The organism is Stenotrophomonas sp. Steno-C17 (assembly GCF_056393165.1).
This window is the reverse complement of the sequence record NZ_JBWJPD010000001.1, coordinates 291,340-306,693: the sequence shown is the minus strand read 5'-3', so window position 1 is coordinate 306,693 and position 15,354 is coordinate 291,340. Positions and strand designations below refer to the sequence as shown.

Genomic DNA, 15,354 nt, shown 5'->3' with positions numbered 1-15,354 from the left:
GCAGCGCTCCGTTCAGTCGTGGAATCGCTTCAGGCCGGTGGCCAGGGCATCGCCCATCATGCGCAGGAACAGCGTGCCCATGCCCGGGTAGAAGCGATTCGGGTCGTGGCTGCCCACGGCAATCAGGCCAACGCCCGGCAGCGGCAGCAAGGCGGTGGTCTGCACTTCCTCGCTGCGCACGCCGTACAGCACGGTGTTCTTGTCGGCCTGCAGGCGGCCGCAGATCGGCTCGCCATCTTTCAGGCAGTCACGGAACGGGCCCAGCTGCGGGTCATCGGCGGCGATCACCTGCAGCCAGTCGGCCTGTTCCAGCCCGGCCACCGGCGCATGCACCACCAGCCGCACCAGATCGCCGGCGAAGTCTTCCTGCAGCGAGGCCGCCATCGCGCGCAGCGTGTCGGCGGCGTTGTCCTGCTTCATCAGCGCCAGGGTCAGCTGGTGGGTACGCACCGCCAGCCGCTCGTTCACCTGGGCGGTGGCGCCCAGGTCGGCCAGCCGCCGCGCCAGCTCGCGGTTCTTCTCGCGCAGCACTTCCAGCTGGTAGCTGGCCAGCGACGCGGTGGGGCCGTCGTCGCGCGGCACCACCAGGGTCAGGGCCAGGTCGGGAAACTGCTTGAGGAAGCCCGGATGCCGCCGCAGCCAGCTGGCGACTTCGTGGGCCCCGAGCTTGTCGGCGGTCTCAGTCATGCACTCCACTCCCCTTCGAAGACGAATGCGGTCGGGCCGGCCATCACCACCGGCTGGCCTTCACCGGGCCACTGGATGCGCAGTTCACCGCCGGGCAGACTGATGCGGGCATCGCGCTGCAGGCGCCCGCGCTGCATCAGGGTGACCGCTGCGGCACAGGCACCGCTGCCGCAGGCCAGGGTCTCGCCCACGCCACGCTCGAACACGCGCAGGCGCGCATGGTCGGGCGCCATCACCTGGGCGAAGCCCACGTTCACCGAGTTGGGGAACGAAGCATGCTGCTGCAGCAGGCCGCCCACGCGCTCCACCGGCGCGGCGTCCACCAGGCCCACTTCGATCACGGCGTGCGGGTTGCCCATCGACACGGCGGCGAAACGCACGCTCTCCCCCTGCAGCGGCAGCAGGTATTCCTCACGCGGATGGGCAAAGCCCACCAGCGGCACCTGCGCCGGTTCGAAGGCTGGCACGCCCATGGCCACCGAGTAGCGGCCATCGCCCAGCACCTGCACGGCATGGCTGGCCAGCGGGCTGTCGATGACGAACTGCGCGCCCTGCGCACTGCCCTCGCGCACCAGCCAGGCGGCGATGCAGCGCGCGCCGTTGCCGCACTGCTCGGAATTGGAACCGTCGGCATTCCAGATGCGGTACGAGGCCACCGAGCCGTCCGCACGCGGCGGCTCGATGGTCAGGATCTGGTCGCAGCCCACGCCGGTGTGGCGGTCGGCCAGGCGCGCGGCCAGTTCCGGCGTCGGCGGCGGGGTGCCGTCGCGCAGGTCGATCACCACGAAGTCGTTGCCTGCGCCGTGCATCTTGCTGAAGCGCAGCGCGTTGTTGCCGGCCTTACTCATTCCCGTCGTCCACCGGCTTGATCGGGTCGGGGGTGGTGGACGGACTGCCGTCGCTGGTCGGCTGGGTGGCCGGCGGCGTCGCCTCGGCATCGGCGGCCGGCTCAACCACTTCTTCCACCGGCACCGGCTTCTGCGGCAGTACCAGCGGGCCCTTGTTGCCGCAGGCGGACAGGAACAGCAGCGAGGCCGCTGCCAACGGAATCAGAATGGCATTGCGATGGGGAATCTTCATGCCCCCGAGTATAGCCATTGGTGGCTGAGCGGTAGGTAGAGTCGACCGTTGGTCGACTATCGCGCGCAGCGCGGGTTTTTCACGGCCGTTGCAAGAGCAGTCGACTAACAGTCGACTCTACCCCCTGACCACCCGCCACGGGCCGCCCACAGCAGGCCATGTTCAGCCTTCCGGCGGCGGCAGCGGCCGCGTCCACAGCCAGATCGCCACCACGGTCATGCTGCCGATGGAGAACCACTTCACCCAGGCAATCGGCACGCACCACAGCATGATGCCGGCGCACACGGCCATGGTGATCGTGGCCATCCATTTGCCATAGCGGCTGACCGCGCCGTGGGCCTGCCAGTTGGCGATGGCCGGGCCGAAACGGGGATGCTGCAGCAGCCAGGTGTGCAGGCGCTCGGAACCGCGCGAGGCGGCCCAGGCGGAAATCAGGATGAATACGGTGGTGGGCAGGCCCGGCACGAAGATGCCGACGATGCCGGTGCCCAGGCTGACGTAGGCCAGCAGCCACCAGGCCCAGCGGAAACGCACCACGCGCGGGGGCGGAGCATCATCGCGGGCCGGGGGCGGTTCGGGCAGGGTCATGGCAGCAAGAATACCGGTTCAGGGTGCCAGGCAGTGCCCGGCACCCCACCCCGCTTACGGCTGGGCGATGCCCAGCTGCTGCAGCACGAACGCATACGACTCGGACAGCTCGCGGTAGCGCTGGAAACGCCCGGACTTGCCACCGTGGCCGGCTTGCATGTTGGTGCGGAACAGGATCGGCAACGACCCCGTGTTGTCATCGCGCAGCTTGGCCACCCACTTGGCCGGTTCCCAGTACTGCACCTGCGAATCCCACAGGCCGGTGCCCACGAACAGCGCCGGGTAGGCCTGCTTCTTTACGTTGTCGTAGGGCGAGTAGGACAGCATGTAGTCGTAGTACGGCTTCTGTTCCGGGTTGCCCCACTCGTCGTACTCGTTGGTGGTCAGCGGAATGGTCGGGTCGAGCATGGTGGTGACCACGTCCACGAACGGCACCTGCGCCACCATCACCCGGTAATCCTGCGGCGCCTGGTTGGCCACCGCGCCCATCAGCAGGCCACCGGCGCTGCCACCGGAGGCGGCCACCCGGTCCTTCGCCGCCCAGCCCTGCGCCACCAGCGCGCGGGTCACGTCGATGAAGTCGTTGAAGGTGTTCTGCTTGTGCAGCAGCTTGCCGTTCTCATACCAGTCGCGGCCCATTTCCTGGCCACCGCGGATATGGGCGATGGCATACACCACGCCCCGGTCGAGCAGGCTGACCGCGGTCTGGTTGAAATACGGGTCCATCGACATGCCGTAGCTGCCATAGGCGTACTGGAACAGCGCGCCCTTGCCGTCCTTCTGGTAGCCCTTGCGGTAGACCAGCGACACCGGCACCTTCACGCCGTCGCGCGCGGTCACCCACACCCGGTCGGTTTCGTACTTGCTGGCGTCGTAGCCGATCACCGGCTGCACCTTCAGCTGGCGGCGCTCGCCGGTGGCGGTGTTCAGTTCGAACACCGTGGTCGGGGTGGTCATCGAGGTGTAGACGTAACGCAGCCACGGCGTATCGGCCTCGGTGTTGTCACCCAGGCCCATCGAGTACGCCGGCTCATCAGCCTTCACGTAGTCGGTGCGGCCGTCCTTGAACAACAGGCGCACACGCTCCAGGCCTTCGGAACGTTCGGCAATGGCGGTGTAGCTGTCAAACAACTCGAAGCCTTCGATGAACACCGCATCGTCGTGGGCGATCCAGTCCTTCCACTGCGCGCGCGAGGTGGCATCGGTGGGCGCGGTGACCAGCTTGAAGTTCTTCGCCCCGTCGTTGGTGCGGATCACCCAGCGGCCATCGTAGTGGTCGGCGTCGTACTCCACATCGCGCTGGCGCGGGGCCAGCACAGTGAACGTGGTCGGGTCGCTGGCCGGGGCATAGCGCTCTTCCGAAGACACGGTGCTGTGCACGCCGATGGTGATGAAGCGATCGTCGCGGGTGCGGCCGATGCCCATGTAGAAGCTATCGTCCTTTTCTTCGTAGACCACGGTATCGGCGCTGGCCGGGGTGCCCAGCACGTGCTTCTTCACTCGCACGGTCAGCAGAGTTTCCGGGTCGTTTTCCACGTACAGCACGGTGCGGTTGTCATCGGCCCAGACCAGATCGCCGGAACTACCGGTGATCACATCGGGCAGCACCTGGCCGCTGCGCAGGTCCTTGAAGCGGATGGTGTACTGGCGACGGCCCACATCGTCGTCGGCCCAGGCCAGCAGCTGGTTGTCCTGGCTGACTTCCATCGAGCCGACATTGAAGTAGCCCTTGCCGGCGGCCATCGTGTTCACGTCCAACAGCACTTCTTCCGGCGCCTCCATGCTGCCCTTTCGGCGCGCGTGGATGGGGTAATCCTGGCCGGTCTCGAAGCGGCTGTAGTACCAGTAGCCGCGCTCGCGCGCCGGCACGCTGGCGTCGTCCTGCTTGATGCGGCCGACGATCTCGTTGTACAGCGTGTCTTCCAGAGGCTTCAACGGCGCCAGCAGCTGGTCGGCGTAGGCATTCTCGGCCTGCAGGTAGGCCAGCATGTCCTTGTTTTCGCGCGTGTCGTCGCGCAGCCAGTAATAGTCATCGTTGCGGGTCGCGCCGAACGGCGCCTTGACCTCGTGCGGGTGCTTCTGGGCATCCGGCGGAACGGGCGGGGTGGCGGCGGTAGCGGTGCTGGTCATCAGGCTGGCAAGCAACAGGCAGAGGGTGGATTTCATGAAATAAGGGTCCTGGTGCGGTTACGCAATGGCGTCCGTGGCGTAGGTCGGGTCGGGCTTGCTCGGCTGACCGCAACAGCAGTCGAGCAAGCTCGACTCTACCACCGCTGCAGCGTCCCCCCGGCGTGCGGCGTACCATGGGCGTATGAGCACCCTGCCCCACACGCCGGGCTACAGCCGGCGCAGCCATGAAATCGCCCCGTTCCACGTGATGTCCCTGCTGGCCCGCGCACAGGCGCTGGAACAGGCCGGCCACGATGTGATCCACCTGGAGATCGGCGAGCCGGACTTCACCACCGCCGACCCCATCGTGCGCGCCGGCCAGGCCGCGCTGGCCGCCGGCCACACCCGCTACACCGCCGCGCGCGGGCTGCCGGCGCTGCGCCAGGCCATCAGCGGTTTCTATGCCAGCCATCACCGGCTGGACATCGATCCCGAGCGCATCCTGGTCACCCCCGGTGGTTCGGGCGCGCTGCTGCTGGCCAGCAGCCTGCTGGTTGATCCGGGCCGGCACTGGCTGCTGGCCGACCCGGGCTATCCGTGCAATCGCCACTTCCTGCGGCTGGTGGAAGGTGGCGCGCAGCTGGTGCCGGTCGGCCCGGACACCGCCTACCAGCTGACCCCTGCACTGGTGGAACAGCACTGGAACAGCGACAGCGTGGGTGCGCTGGTGGCATCGCCGGCCAACCCGACCGGCACGGTGCTGTCGGCCGATGAACTGGCCGCCTTGTCGAGGTCGCTGCATGCGCGCGGCGGCCACCTGGTGGTGGACGAGATCTACCACGGCCTCACGTATGGCCTGGACGCGCCCAGCGTGCTGCAGGTGGATGACAGCGCGTTCGTGCTGAACAGCTTCTCCAAGTACTTCGGCATGACCGGCTGGCGGCTGGGCTGGCTGGTGGCGCCGCCGGCTGCGGTGCCCGAGTTGGAAAAACTGGCGCAGAACCTGTACATCAGCGCCTCGAGCATCGCCCAGCACGCTGCGCTGGCGTGCTTCAGCGAGGAGGCGATGGCGATCTTCGAGCAGCGCCGACAGGCGTTCCAGCAGCGCCGTGATTTCCTGCTGCCTGCGCTGCGCGACTTGGGTTTCCGCATCGAAGTGGAACCGCAGGGCGCGTTCTACCTGTACGCCGATGTCAGCGCATTCACCGACGACGCGCAGGCATTCTGCGCGCACTTCCTGGAAACCGAGCACGTGGCGTTCACGCCGGGCCTGGACTTTGGCTTCCACCGCGCCAACCAGCACGTGCGGTTGGCCTACACCCAGGAAGTGCCGCGGTTGCAGGAGGCGGTGGCGCGGATCGCGCGCGGGTTGCAGCGGTTCCGGTAGCGCCGGGCCATGCCCGGCGAGCGCGCGACGCACCGGTAGATCCACGCCATGCGTGGATACGTGGGCCCCAACGAAAAACGCCGCCCGAGGGCGGCGTTTTTCATTCCATCACTTGCCGCCCAAGCGCTCCCACAGGAAGCTGTAGGCCAGCGCGGACATATGCGCGGCCTGCGCGTTGTTGGCTGCACCGCCATGACCGCCTTCGATGTTCTCGTAGTAGGTCACGTCCTTGCCGGCGTCGATCATCTTGGCCGCCATCTTGCGGGCGTGGCCCGGATGCACGCGGTCATCGCGGGTGGACGTGGTGAACAGCACCGGCGGGTAGTTCTTCTTCGCGTCGAACAGGTGGTACGGCGAGAAGGTCTTGATGAACTCCCAGTCGCTGGTGTCCGGGTTGCCGTACTCGGCCATCCACGAAGCCCCGGCCAGCAGGTGGCTGTAGCGCTTCATGTCCAGCAGCGGCACCTGCACCACCACCGCACCGAACAACTCCGGGTACTGGGTGAGCATGTTGCCGGTCAGCAGGCCACCGTTGCTGCCGCCCTGCACACCCAGGTGCTTGGCGCTGGTGATCTTGCGGGTAACCAGATCCTGGGCAACTGCGGCCATGTCTTCATAGGCCTTGTGACGTTTCTGCTTCAGCGCCGCCTGGTGCCAGCGCGGGCCGTACTCGCCACCGCCACGGATGTTGGCGACCACGTACACGCCGCCCTTTTCCAGCCACGCGCGGCCCATGCCGCCGGAATAGGCCGGGGTGAGCGAGATTTCGAAGCCACCGTAGCCGTACAGCAGGGTCGGGTTGGAACCGTCCAGCTTCATCGCCTTGTCATGCACCACGAAGTACGGCACGCGGGTGCCGTCCTTGCTGGTGGCGAAGTGCTGTTCGATCACCTTGCCGTCGGCATCGAAGAAGGCCGGCATGGTCTTCAGCACTTCCGGCGCCTTGCCGATGTCGGCAATGGCCAGGGTGGTCGGGGTCAGGTAGTCGGTGGCGGTCAGCCAGACCGCGTCGCTGTCGTTGCTGTCGACCGCACTGACGCCCAGCGTGCCGAACGCCGGCGCGCCGACGAAGTCGCTCTTCTGCCAGCCCTTCGCGCTCGGCGTCAGTACCGACAGGCGGTTCTTGACGTCATCCAGCACGTTCAGCACCAGGTGGTTCTTCGTCCACGAGGCACTGGCCAGCGAGGTGGTGGCGGTCGGCGCGAACAGCACCTCGAAGTCGCGCTTGCCGGCCAGGAAGTCGTCCAGCTTGGTCGCCAGCAGCGAACCGGAGGCGTAGGTCTTGCCGCCCACGGTCCACGGATCACGCAGTTCCAGAGTCAGCCACTGCTTGTGCAGGCCCTTCTCGGCCGAGTTCGGCGCGTCGATCTTGGTCAGCGCACCGGTGTCGCTGCGCAGGTAGATCTCGTTGTTGTAGAAGGCCAGCGTGCGGCTGACCAGGTTGCGCTCGAAACCGGGGGTGTCATCGTGCATGGCCGCGATGTACATGTCTTCCGGCTTGCCTTCGTAGACCACGCTGGCCGAGGCCATCGGCGTGCCACGCTTCCACAGCTTGGCCACGCGCGGGTAGCCGGAGGTGGTCATCGAGCCGGCGCCGAAATCGGTGTAGACGAACACCGTGTCGCGGTCGATCCAGCCCAGGCCGCCCTTCGATTCGGGACGGAAGAAGCCATCCTTGATCCAGGCCTTGTTGGCCAGGTCGAATTCGCGGGTGACATCGGCGTCGGCGCCACCGCGCGACAGCGCGATCAGGCAGCGGCTGTAGTCCGGGCGCAGGCAGTCGGCGCCGTGCCAGACCCAGTTCTCGCCCTCGGCCTTGTTCAGCGCGTCCAGGTCCAGCACGGTTTCCCACTGCGGCGAGGCCTTGCGGTACTCGGCCAGCGTGGTGCGGCGCCACAGGCCGCGCTCGTGCTGCTTGTCCTTCCAGAAGTTGTAGTAGTACTCGCCAATCTTCTGCACGCCGGGAATCTTGGCGTCCGAATCCAGCACCTCGCGGATGCTTGCTTCCATCTGCTTGAACGCCGGGGTCTGCGCCAGGCGCGCCTCGGACTTGGCGTTCTGTTCCTTCACCCAGGACAGCGGCTTGTCGCCGGTCACGTCCTCCAGCCAAGCGTAACGGTCGGTGTCTTCAGCGGCCACGGCGGTCCCCACCGAGGCGCCGGTCATCATGCCGGCCAACAGGCAGGCGGAAGCGAATCGCGACATTGCAGCTCCAGGCAGTCATTAGCCGTGGAACGCTAGCACGGTTCGGACGGCCGCCCCCGTGTCGAAGGTCAGGCTGTGGCCGCCTGCCCGCGTGCGCGCCGCTGCCGGCGCGACGGACGCCGCCGTGCCTGCTGCTGCGGACCGCGCAACCGCCGCAGGGCTGCCCGCACGGGCAACGGGCAGCCCAGCAGGGCCCACCACGCCACCAGCGGCATGCCGACCAACCACAGCGGTGCCCAGCCCAGCCAGGCGTGATGGCCGCGTGCAGCCGGCCACACCAGCACCAGCGCCACGCCTGCCAGGGCCAGCTGCTGCACCAGCCGCAGCACACGCGGATCGGGACGCTGCCTGAGGCGTTCAGCTGACGGGCGATGCGCGGTGCGTGCGTTCATGGTCGTTCTCCGGTGATCGATGGCGCACAGCGTGGCGGCAACGCTTCTCACGGGCTGCGACACCATTGACGGATCGGCTGCACCCAGTGACCATGCGCGGGCAAGCCCACTGGAGCCCGCTCCCGCATGTCCCCGATCCGCCCGTTCTGCGCCATGGTGTTGGCCCTGTCACTGGGAGGCGCCGCGCTGGCTGCCGAAGATCCGCCGGCGTCGCGCAGCGCGCTGCCTGACCGTGCGGCCGTCGATCCGGATGCACCGGTCGACCTGCAGCGCTTCATGGGCACCTGGTATGTGATCGGCCGCGTGCCGAATTTCATCGAACGTGGCCACGTGGCCAGCGTCAACCAGTACGAACTGCGCGACGACCACAAGGTCGCCATCACCTACCGTTACCGCGATGGCTTCGGCCAGCCGCTGCAGGAAGTGCGGGCCCGCGCCAGCGTCGATGCGGACAGTGGCAACCATGCCTGGCGCACCTGGTTCTACCGGGTGGTGCCGACCCATTCGCGGGTGCTGGAAGTGGCGCCGGACTATTCCTGGGCGCTGATCGGCTATCCCGGCCGTGAAATGGCCTGGATCTTTGCCCGCCAGCCGGACATGGACAAGGCGCTGTACAAGGAGCTGGCCGAGCGCCTGCGTGACGAGTACGGCGTGAACACCGACAAGCTCAAGCGCGTGCCGCAGCACGCCGAACAGGTAGGCAAGCTGGGCTACGAAGTGCCGAACGTGCGCTGACAGGGCGCCCGCCGGGCATGGCCCGGCGCTACCCGAACGATGCCGGGCGATGCCCGGCATCGTGCTATTTGCGGGTGTAGTGCGCGACCAGGCGGTCGCCGAGCATCTGCAGCAGCTGCACCAGAATCAGCAGCACCACCACGGTGACCAGGGCCACGTCGGTGCGGTTGCGCTGGTAGCCTTCGCGCAGCGCCAGGTCGCCCAGGCCACCGGAGCCGATCGCACCGCCCATGGCGGTGAAGCCGACCAGCGCGACCGTAGTGACCGTGGCGGCCGCAATCAGGCCCGGCCGGGCTTCGGGCAGCAGCACCCGGGTGACCAGCTGCCAGGTGGTGGCGCCCATCGACTGCGCCGCCTCGACTACGCCACGGTCCACTTCGCGCAGGGCGGTTTCAACCAGGCGCGCATAGAACGGCGCCGCGCCGATCACCAGTGCCGGCAGCGTGCCGAGCACGCCGATCGACTGGCCCATCAGCCACAGCGACACCGGAATCAGCACCACCATCAGGATGATGAAGGGCACCGAACGCAGCAGGTTCACCACGATCGCCAGCACGCCATAGGCCAGCGGCCGGCGCTTCATCTGCGGCGCACCGAACACATACAGCAGCACGCCCATCGGCAGGCCGATGGCCAGGGTGAGCGGCAGCGAGCCGGCCATCATCAGCAGCGTCTCGATGGTGGCCTTGCCGATATCCACCCATTTGTCAGCATCCAGGTGGCGGAAGAAACCTTCAGCAGTGGCGACGATCATCGGCGCAGTTCCTCAACGTGCACGCCGGCGGCCACGAACGCGGCCTGCGCGGCGGACTGGTCGCCGCCCACCAGGGCGACCACCAGCTGGCCATACGGGGTGTCCTTGATCCGGTCGATACGGCCGGACAGGATGTTGTAGTCGATGCCGGTCTCGCGGGCCACGCGGCCCAGCAACGGCTCGTAGGTGTCACCGCCGAGGAAGGTCAGGCGCACGATGCGCCCGCCCACCACGTCGAAATCGCGGTGCAGCACGCCTTCGTCCACGTGTTCGGATTCGCTGACAAAGCGCCGCGTGGTGGCGTGCTGCGGGTGCAGGAACACCTGGGTGACCGGACCGGTTTCCACCAGGTGGCCGCCATCGAGCACGGCCACGCGATCACAGACGCGGCGGATCACATCCATCTCGTGGGTGATCAGCACGATGGTCAGGCCCAGCTCGCGGTTGATCTTCGACAGCAGTGCCAGCACCGAGGCGGTGGTCTGCGGGTCCAGCGCACTGGTGGCTTCGTCGCACAGCAGGATCTGCGGGCGGGTGGCCAGCGCGCGGGCAATGCCCACCCGCTGCTTCTGCCCACCGGACAACTGCGCCGGGTACTTCGTCGCGTGGTCCTGCAGGCCGACGGTCTGCAGCAGCTCGGCCACGCGCGCGTCGATCTCGGCCTTCGGCGTACCTGCCAGTTCCAGCGGGAACGCTACGTTGCCGGCCACCGTGCGCGAAGACAGCAGGTTGAAGTGCTGGAAGATCATGCCGATGCGACGGCGCAGCGCGCGCAGGCCGTCGGCGTCCAGCGCCGTGATGTCTTCACAGCCGATCAGCAGCTTGCCACCGCTGGGTTCTTCCAGGCGGTTGATCATGCGGATCAGGGTCGACTTGCCCGCGCCGGAATGACCGATGATGCCGAACACTTCGCCGGCCTCGATGGTCAGGTCCAGCGGTTGCAGCGCGCTCACTTGGCGGCCGGCAACGGCATAGGATTTGTGCAGGCGCTGGAACTCGATCACGGGCGTGGCTCACCGGCGGGGCGGAAGAAGGGGCGTGCAGCCTACCAGCGCCGGCGGTTCCGCGCCTGCGCCTTGGGCCAGAATGTTATTCCTTTTGGTTCTAAGTCGCGTGTGCCGGTGGGGTCGGAGCCCCTGCGGGGATCTGACCCCGGGGTCGGATCCCCGCAGGGGCTCCGACCCCCGACCCGCCACGATCACAGGTGGTCCAGCGGCTTCGGCGGCTGCACCCGGTTCAGGCGTTCCCGGTGCAGCAGGTACAGGCCCGAGGCCACGATGATCGCCGCGCCGACCCAGGTGTAGGCGTCCGGCAGCTGGCCCCAGAACGCCAGGTCCCAGCCGATCACCCAGACCAGGCCGCTGTACTCCAGCGGCGCGATCATCGACGCCTCGCCCAGCTGGAACGCCTTGGTCAGCGCAATCTGGCCCAGTGCACCGGCCAGGCCCATGCCGGCGATCAGCGGCGCATGGGCCAGCTGCAGCGGCACCCAGTCGGGCAGCGCCAGCAGGCCCGCGCCGATGGCCATGATGACCAGGAACCAGACCACCATCGACTGCGAGGTATCGGTACGGGTCAGCAGGCTGACGGTAATTGCCGCGATGGCATAGGCGGTGGCCGCGGCCAGCACCATCAGGCCGGGGATGGAAATGAAGCCGTCCACGCCCGGCCGCAGCACCACGATCACCCCCAGCAGGCCGACCCCGATGGCCACCCAGCGCCGCGGGCCCACCCGTTCGCCCAGCAGCGGCACCGACAGCGCGGCGATCAGCAGCGGGGCGACGAAGTAGATGCTGTAAGCGGTGGACAGCGGCAGGTCGCGCAGGGCGAACACGAAGCAGCCGATCATTGCCATGCCCAGCCCACCGCGCAGCAGATGCAGGCCCCAGCGGCGCGGGATGAGCGAGCGCGGGCCGGCGCTGGCCAGCACCCAGACCAGCACGAACGGCAGCGACGCCGCACCGCGCAGGAAGGTGACTTCCAGCGAGGGATAACTGGCCGACAGCTGCTTCATGCCGGCGTCCATCAGCGAAAAACAGGCGACCGCCGCGACCATCCAGGCCACCGCGCGCGAAGGAGAGCGTTGCAGGTTCATGGCCCATTATCGCCCGGCAACCGCCGTCTGTAGAGTCGAGCTTGCTCGACTGGCACCCCCGGTAGAGTCGAGCCATGCTCGACTGCCGGCTGTAGAGTCGAGCCATGCTCGACTGCCCCGTGAAAGCCAGTCGAGCAAGCTCGACTCTACGGCCCAGGGTCGAGCATGGCTCGACTCTACAAACACCCCGTGGCCCACGCGATAGAATGGCCGCCACTGAATTCCGCGGAGCCACGCCCATGCCTTCCTTCGACGTCGTGTCTGAAGTCGACACCCACGAGCTGACCAACGCCATCGACCAGGCCAACCGCGAACTTGCCACCCGCTTCGATTTCAAGGGCGTGGATGCGAAGTTCGAACGCGATGGCGATGTGATCAACCAGACCGCACCGACCGAGTTCCAGCTCAAGCAGATGAACGACATCCTGCGCGCCCGCCTGGCTGCGCGTGGCATCGACGTGCTGAGCCTCGAATTTGGCGATATCGAAACCAACCTGGCGCAGGCCCGGCAGAAGATCACCGTCAAGCAGGGCATCGAGCAGAAGATCGCCAAGAAGATCGCGGCGGCGCTGAAGGAAGCCAAGCTGAAGGTGGAAAGCCAGATCAACGGCGACAAGCTGCGCGTGCAGGGCAAGAAGCGCGACGACCTGCAGGATGCGATTGCCGTGCTGAAGGCCGGCAAGTTCGAACTGCCGCTGCAGTTCAACAACTTCCGCGATTGATGGATGCGCCGGGCATGGCCCGGCGGCGTCACTCGCGCAGCAGCTTGTACAGGGTGGTGCGCGAGACGCCCAACTGCCGTGCGGCCAGGCTCAGGTTGCCGTCGGCGGCGTGTGCCGCACGCCGCGCCGCTTCCCGCTGCTGCTCGCGCAACGGCGCAGCCGCCACCGCGGCAGGTGCCGGCGCACGTGTGCGCGGCGCCCGCGGTGCCCGCAGGTGCTGCAGGTAGACCGCACTGCCCTCGCCCAGCCGCACCCGGTGCGCGGGACCAGGCTGCAGCAGATGGCGGCGCTGCGCCGCACTGGCGCCAGCAAACACGGTTTCCATCGACAACAGGGGCAATGGCCCCCGCCGCGGCAGGCCCAGCAGACGCCGCGCCACGCGGTTGGCCGCACGCAGCTGCCCGTCTTCCTGTACTGCCAACAGCCCCTGCAGCGGCGTGGCCAGCCAGCGCGGATCATGCTGCACAGCCAGCAGGTGCACATCGGTCAGGGTCTGGAACAGGCGGTTCTCACTGGCCAGCGCGGCCTGCCGGAAGTAGCCCTGCAGCAGTGCCGGATCACGCTCGCCCAGCCCGGTGATGTCGATCGCCCCGCAGACCTGGCCGTCCAGATCGTGCAAGGGCTCACTCAGGCAGAACACCGGCGCGAAACGCTGCAGGTAGTGCTCGTTGCCGCGCACCAGCGCGGGCAGGTCATCGGCCAGACTGACCGCCGGCGCGGTGGTGCCGATCTCTGCTTCGCCCAATTGCCGCCCGACCTGGATCGGCCGCAGCAAGGCGTCATCTTCCAGGCCATGGGCCTGTTGCGCGATCACCATGCCGTGGCGGTTGGCACAGAACATCGTCCAGCCACGCCCACCGAAGGCCGCCCACAGCTGTTCCAGTTCCGGCTGCACGCAGCGCGCCAGGCGTCGGTCCCCGGCATCGTGCAGGCGCCGGCCATCGCCCTGCAGCGGCGGGTAATACGGTTCCTGCCCAGGCAGCACCCCAGCCGCCCGCGAGCGTTGCCAGGATTGCTGCAGGGGCAACGGCAGCCCGGCCAGCGACGCCATGTCGCCCTCGACGAACGCATCGCGCGCCGCCACCAACTGTTGTTGCCCGACTGTCGTGGCCATCATCGGAGCAGGGTACACCCGCGCCCGCTATGCCGGCGTTACGCCCCGGCAACGGAACGTTTCCGTTTAAAGACCCATTCAAACAAGGGGTCAGAGCCGTTTTCCGGTGGAAAACGGATCCGACCCCACGCTCGCGTCCAACAGACCGCAGGAAACTGTCGAAGGCGGGGTGGGTCCGGTTGCGGGGGCGTGAGCGCCATGGATGGCGCGACCGAGGCTACATGGACGTACTTGCGCCGTCCCCCGCAACCGGACCCACCCCGCCATCCCACGGATAGCCCGCTTTTGACGTTGACGTTGACGTTGATTCGGCAGGTGCAGGGCGCAGCCCTGCAAACCCACCCCACCCCACCCTTACGCGGCGATGCGCAGGATCGGCTTCAACGTAATGCCCTTGGTGCTGTCCTCGGCCGCCTGGTTGATCTGCTCCAGCGGATAGAACTTCACCAGCTTGTCGAACGGGAACCGGCCCTGCTGGTACAGCGTCACCAGCTGCGGAATGAACACCTGCGGCACGCTGTCACCTTCCACGATGCCGCGGATGCTGCGCCCGCCCAGCAGCAGGTTGTTCACATCGAAGCTGGCCGTGGTGCCCAGCTTCGGCGCACCCACCACGCCCATCATGCCCAGCCCGCCCAGCGCTTCGATGCCGGCCGACAGCACTTCCGGGCGACCGGTGGATTCCAGCGCGTAATCCGCACCGCCACCGGTGATCGCGCGCACCGCCTCGATCACATCGGTCTCGCGGCTGTTCACCACGTGGGTGGCGCCCAGTTCCAGCGCCAGTTCCAACCGTGACGGCACCACATCGATGGCGATGATGGTGGTCGCGCCGGCCACCTTGGCCGCCATCACCGCACTCAGCCCGACTGCACCGGCGCCATAGCTGGCAAAGCTGCTGCCCGAGCGCACCTGCAGCGAATTGAGCACCGCACCGGCACCGGTCTGGATGCCGCAACCGAGTGGGCCCAGCAGTTCCAGCGGCGCATCGTCGGGCACCTTGATCGCATTGATCTCGCGGGCGATGGCGAAGGTGGCGAAGGAAGACTGCGCAAAGAAGTGATCGTGCAGCGGCTGCCCCTGCGCATCGGTGATGGCGGTATGGCCGTGGCCATCATCGCCGCCGAAATTGAGCCCGAAGAAATCCTTGCAGTAGGCGCCATGGCCACCGCGGCACGGGTTGCAGTGGCCGCAGGCGCCGTAGGTCAGCACCACGTGGTCGCCCACCTTCAGGTCGCGCACGTTCGGGCCCACGGCTTCGACGATGCCCGCGCCTTCATGGCCCAGCACCGCCGGCAGGGGCACCGGGTAGTACTGGTCACGCACGATCAGGTCGGTATGGCACAGGCCGGTGGCCACCACCTTCACCAGCACCTCATCGTCCTGCGGACCGCGCAGGCGTGCCTGCTCGATCACGAACGGTTGTTCCTTGCCGCGCACGACGGCCGCGGTGATGTCACGGCCTGCAGTAGTGTTGTTCATCGCG

At 67.5% G+C, this 15,354-nt stretch carries 15 protein-coding genes; 3 read left to right on the top strand and 12 right to left on the bottom strand.

Translation table 11 applies throughout. The annotated features are described in order from the left end of the window. Positions 1–12: 12 nt before the first annotated feature. The 5 genes from AC06FA_RS01375 to AC06FA_RS01355 all read right to left on the bottom strand — a co-directional run bounded on the left by AC06FA_RS01375 (position 13) and on the right by AC06FA_RS01355 (position 4,521). Positions 13–687 carry a DUF484 family protein gene (locus AC06FA_RS01375; RefSeq protein ID WP_478066792.1) on the bottom strand — a complete coding sequence of 225 codons (675 nt, stop codon included), beginning with the start codon at positions 685–687 and terminating at the stop codon, positions 13–15. Further along, a complete protein-coding gene (gene dapF / locus AC06FA_RS01370) occupies positions 684–1,535 on the bottom strand; it encodes a diaminopimelate epimerase (RefSeq protein WP_478066790.1) in 852 nt (283 codons plus the stop codon). Before dapF ends, AC06FA_RS01375 begins: the two co-directional genes overlap by 4 nt. After that, complete coding sequence (gene lptM, locus AC06FA_RS01365) at positions 1,528–1,767, bottom strand: LPS translocon maturation chaperone LptM (RefSeq protein ID WP_108750481.1); 240 nt, start codon at positions 1,765–1,767, stop codon at positions 1,528–1,530. The genes dapF and lptM overlap by 8 nt, the downstream gene beginning before the upstream one ends. A 162-nt stretch (positions 1,768–1,929) precedes the next feature. After that, positions 1,930–2,355: a YbaN family protein gene (locus AC06FA_RS01360; RefSeq protein ID WP_478066789.1), complete on the bottom strand. Its 426-nt coding sequence runs from the start codon at positions 2,353–2,355 to the stop codon at positions 1,930–1,932. A gap of 54 nt (positions 2,356–2,409) precedes the next feature. Continuing rightward, on the bottom strand, positions 2,410–4,521 hold the full coding sequence (locus AC06FA_RS01355; RefSeq protein ID WP_478066788.1) for a S9 family peptidase: 2,112 nt from the start codon (positions 4,519–4,521) through the stop codon (positions 2,410–2,412). Positions 4,522–4,666: 145 nt separating this feature from the next. On the opposite strand from AC06FA_RS01355, the gene AC06FA_RS01350 reads away from it, so the two are divergent. Beyond that, the gene (locus tag AC06FA_RS01350) at positions 4,667–5,851 is read left to right on the top strand and encodes a pyridoxal phosphate-dependent aminotransferase (RefSeq protein ID WP_478066787.1); all 1,185 of its coding nucleotides are present in this window, start codon (positions 4,667–4,669) and stop codon (positions 5,849–5,851) included. Between the two features lie 108 nt (positions 5,852–5,959). On the opposite strand, the gene AC06FA_RS01345 is transcribed toward AC06FA_RS01350, so the two are convergent. Then, positions 5,960–8,056: a prolyl oligopeptidase family serine peptidase gene (locus AC06FA_RS01345; RefSeq protein WP_478066786.1), complete on the bottom strand. Its 2,097-nt coding sequence runs from the start codon at positions 8,054–8,056 to the stop codon at positions 5,960–5,962. Between the two features lie 68 nt (positions 8,057–8,124). Further along, positions 8,125–8,448: a hypothetical protein gene (locus AC06FA_RS01340; protein WP_312708414.1), complete on the bottom strand. Its 324-nt coding sequence runs from the start codon at positions 8,446–8,448 to the stop codon at positions 8,125–8,127. Between the two features lie 126 nt (positions 8,449–8,574). Between AC06FA_RS01340 and AC06FA_RS01335 the strand changes: the two genes are divergently transcribed. After that, positions 8,575–9,183: a lipocalin family protein gene (locus AC06FA_RS01335; RefSeq protein ID WP_312708416.1), complete on the top strand. Its 609-nt coding sequence runs from the start codon at positions 8,575–8,577 to the stop codon at positions 9,181–9,183. Positions 9,184–9,247: 64 nt separating this feature from the next. Here AC06FA_RS01335 and AC06FA_RS01330 read toward each other — a convergent pair whose 3' ends face one another. The 3 genes from AC06FA_RS01330 to AC06FA_RS01320 all read right to left on the bottom strand — a co-directional run bounded on the left by AC06FA_RS01330 (position 9,248) and on the right by AC06FA_RS01320 (position 12,032). Beyond that, positions 9,248–9,937, bottom strand: coding sequence for a methionine ABC transporter permease (locus tag AC06FA_RS01330; RefSeq protein ID WP_079223454.1), 690 nt, complete (start codon positions 9,935–9,937; stop codon positions 9,248–9,250). Next, entirely contained in the window at positions 9,934–10,941 is a 1,008-nt protein-coding gene (locus AC06FA_RS01325; RefSeq protein ID WP_478066785.1) for a methionine ABC transporter ATP-binding protein, read from the bottom strand. The genes AC06FA_RS01330 and AC06FA_RS01325 overlap by 4 nt, the downstream gene beginning before the upstream one ends. A gap of 194 nt (positions 10,942–11,135) precedes the next feature. Further along, on the bottom strand, positions 11,136–12,032 hold the full coding sequence (locus AC06FA_RS01320) for a DMT family transporter (RefSeq protein WP_478066784.1): 897 nt from the start codon (positions 12,030–12,032) through the stop codon (positions 11,136–11,138). A 239-nt stretch (positions 12,033–12,271) separates the two neighbouring features. Between AC06FA_RS01320 and AC06FA_RS01315 the strand changes: the two genes are divergently transcribed. Beyond that, entirely contained in the window at positions 12,272–12,754 is a 483-nt protein-coding gene (locus tag AC06FA_RS01315) for a YajQ family cyclic di-GMP-binding protein (protein WP_010481366.1), read from the top strand. Between the two features lie 28 nt (positions 12,755–12,782). On the opposite strand, the gene AC06FA_RS01310 is transcribed toward AC06FA_RS01315, so the two are convergent. Continuing rightward, on the bottom strand, positions 12,783–13,868 hold the full coding sequence (locus tag AC06FA_RS01310; protein ID WP_478066783.1) for a helix-turn-helix domain-containing protein: 1,086 nt from the start codon (positions 13,866–13,868) through the stop codon (positions 12,783–12,785). 354 nt (positions 13,869–14,222) lie between these two features. Then, the gene (locus AC06FA_RS01305; protein WP_478066782.1) at positions 14,223–15,350 is read right to left on the bottom strand and encodes an NAD(P)-dependent alcohol dehydrogenase; all 1,128 of its coding nucleotides are present in this window, start codon (positions 15,348–15,350) and stop codon (positions 14,223–14,225) included. Positions 15,351–15,354 lie beyond the last annotated feature (4 nt).

Bases quoted from the DNA above. Each gene is read 5' to 3' on its own strand.
- AC06FA_RS01375 (WP_478066792.1), bottom strand. From the start codon at position 687: ATGACTGAGACCGCCGACAAGCTCGGGGCCCACGAAGTCGCCAGCTGG.
- AC06FA_RS01360 (WP_478066789.1), bottom strand. From the start codon at position 2,355: ATGACCCTGCCCGAACCGCCCCCGGCCCGCGATGATGCTCCGCCCCCG.
- AC06FA_RS01335 (WP_312708416.1), top strand. From the start codon at position 8,575: ATGTCCCCGATCCGCCCGTTCTGCGCCATGGTGTTGGCCCTGTCACTG.
- AC06FA_RS01355 (WP_478066788.1), bottom strand. From the start codon at position 4,521: ATGAAATCCACCCTCTGCCTGTTGCTTGCCAGCCTGATGACCAGCACC.
- AC06FA_RS01310 (WP_478066783.1), bottom strand. From the start codon at position 13,868: ATGGCCACGACAGTCGGGCAACAACAGTTGGTGGCGGCGCGCGATGCG.
- AC06FA_RS01345 (WP_478066786.1), bottom strand. From the start codon at position 8,056: ATGTCGCGATTCGCTTCCGCCTGCCTGTTGGCCGGCATGATGACCGGC.
- AC06FA_RS01320 (WP_478066784.1), bottom strand. From the start codon at position 12,032: ATGAACCTGCAACGCTCTCCTTCGCGCGCGGTGGCCTGGATGGTCGCG.
- AC06FA_RS01305 (WP_478066782.1), bottom strand. From the start codon at position 15,350: ATGAACAACACTACTGCAGGCCGTGACATCACCGCGGCCGTCGTGCGC.
- AC06FA_RS01350 (WP_478066787.1), top strand. From the start codon at position 4,667: ATGAGCACCCTGCCCCACACGCCGGGCTACAGCCGGCGCAGCCATGAA.
- AC06FA_RS01315 (WP_010481366.1), top strand. From the start codon at position 12,272: ATGCCTTCCTTCGACGTCGTGTCTGAAGTCGACACCCACGAGCTGACC.
- AC06FA_RS01340 (WP_312708414.1), bottom strand. From the start codon at position 8,448: ATGAACGCACGCACCGCGCATCGCCCGTCAGCTGAACGCCTCAGGCAG.
- AC06FA_RS01330 (WP_079223454.1), bottom strand. From the start codon at position 9,937: ATGATCGTCGCCACTGCTGAAGGTTTCTTCCGCCACCTGGATGCTGAC.
- dapF (WP_478066790.1), bottom strand. From the start codon at position 1,535: ATGAGTAAGGCCGGCAACAACGCGCTGCGCTTCAGCAAGATGCACGGC.
- lptM (WP_108750481.1), bottom strand. From the start codon at position 1,767: ATGAAGATTCCCCATCGCAATGCCATTCTGATTCCGTTGGCAGCGGCC.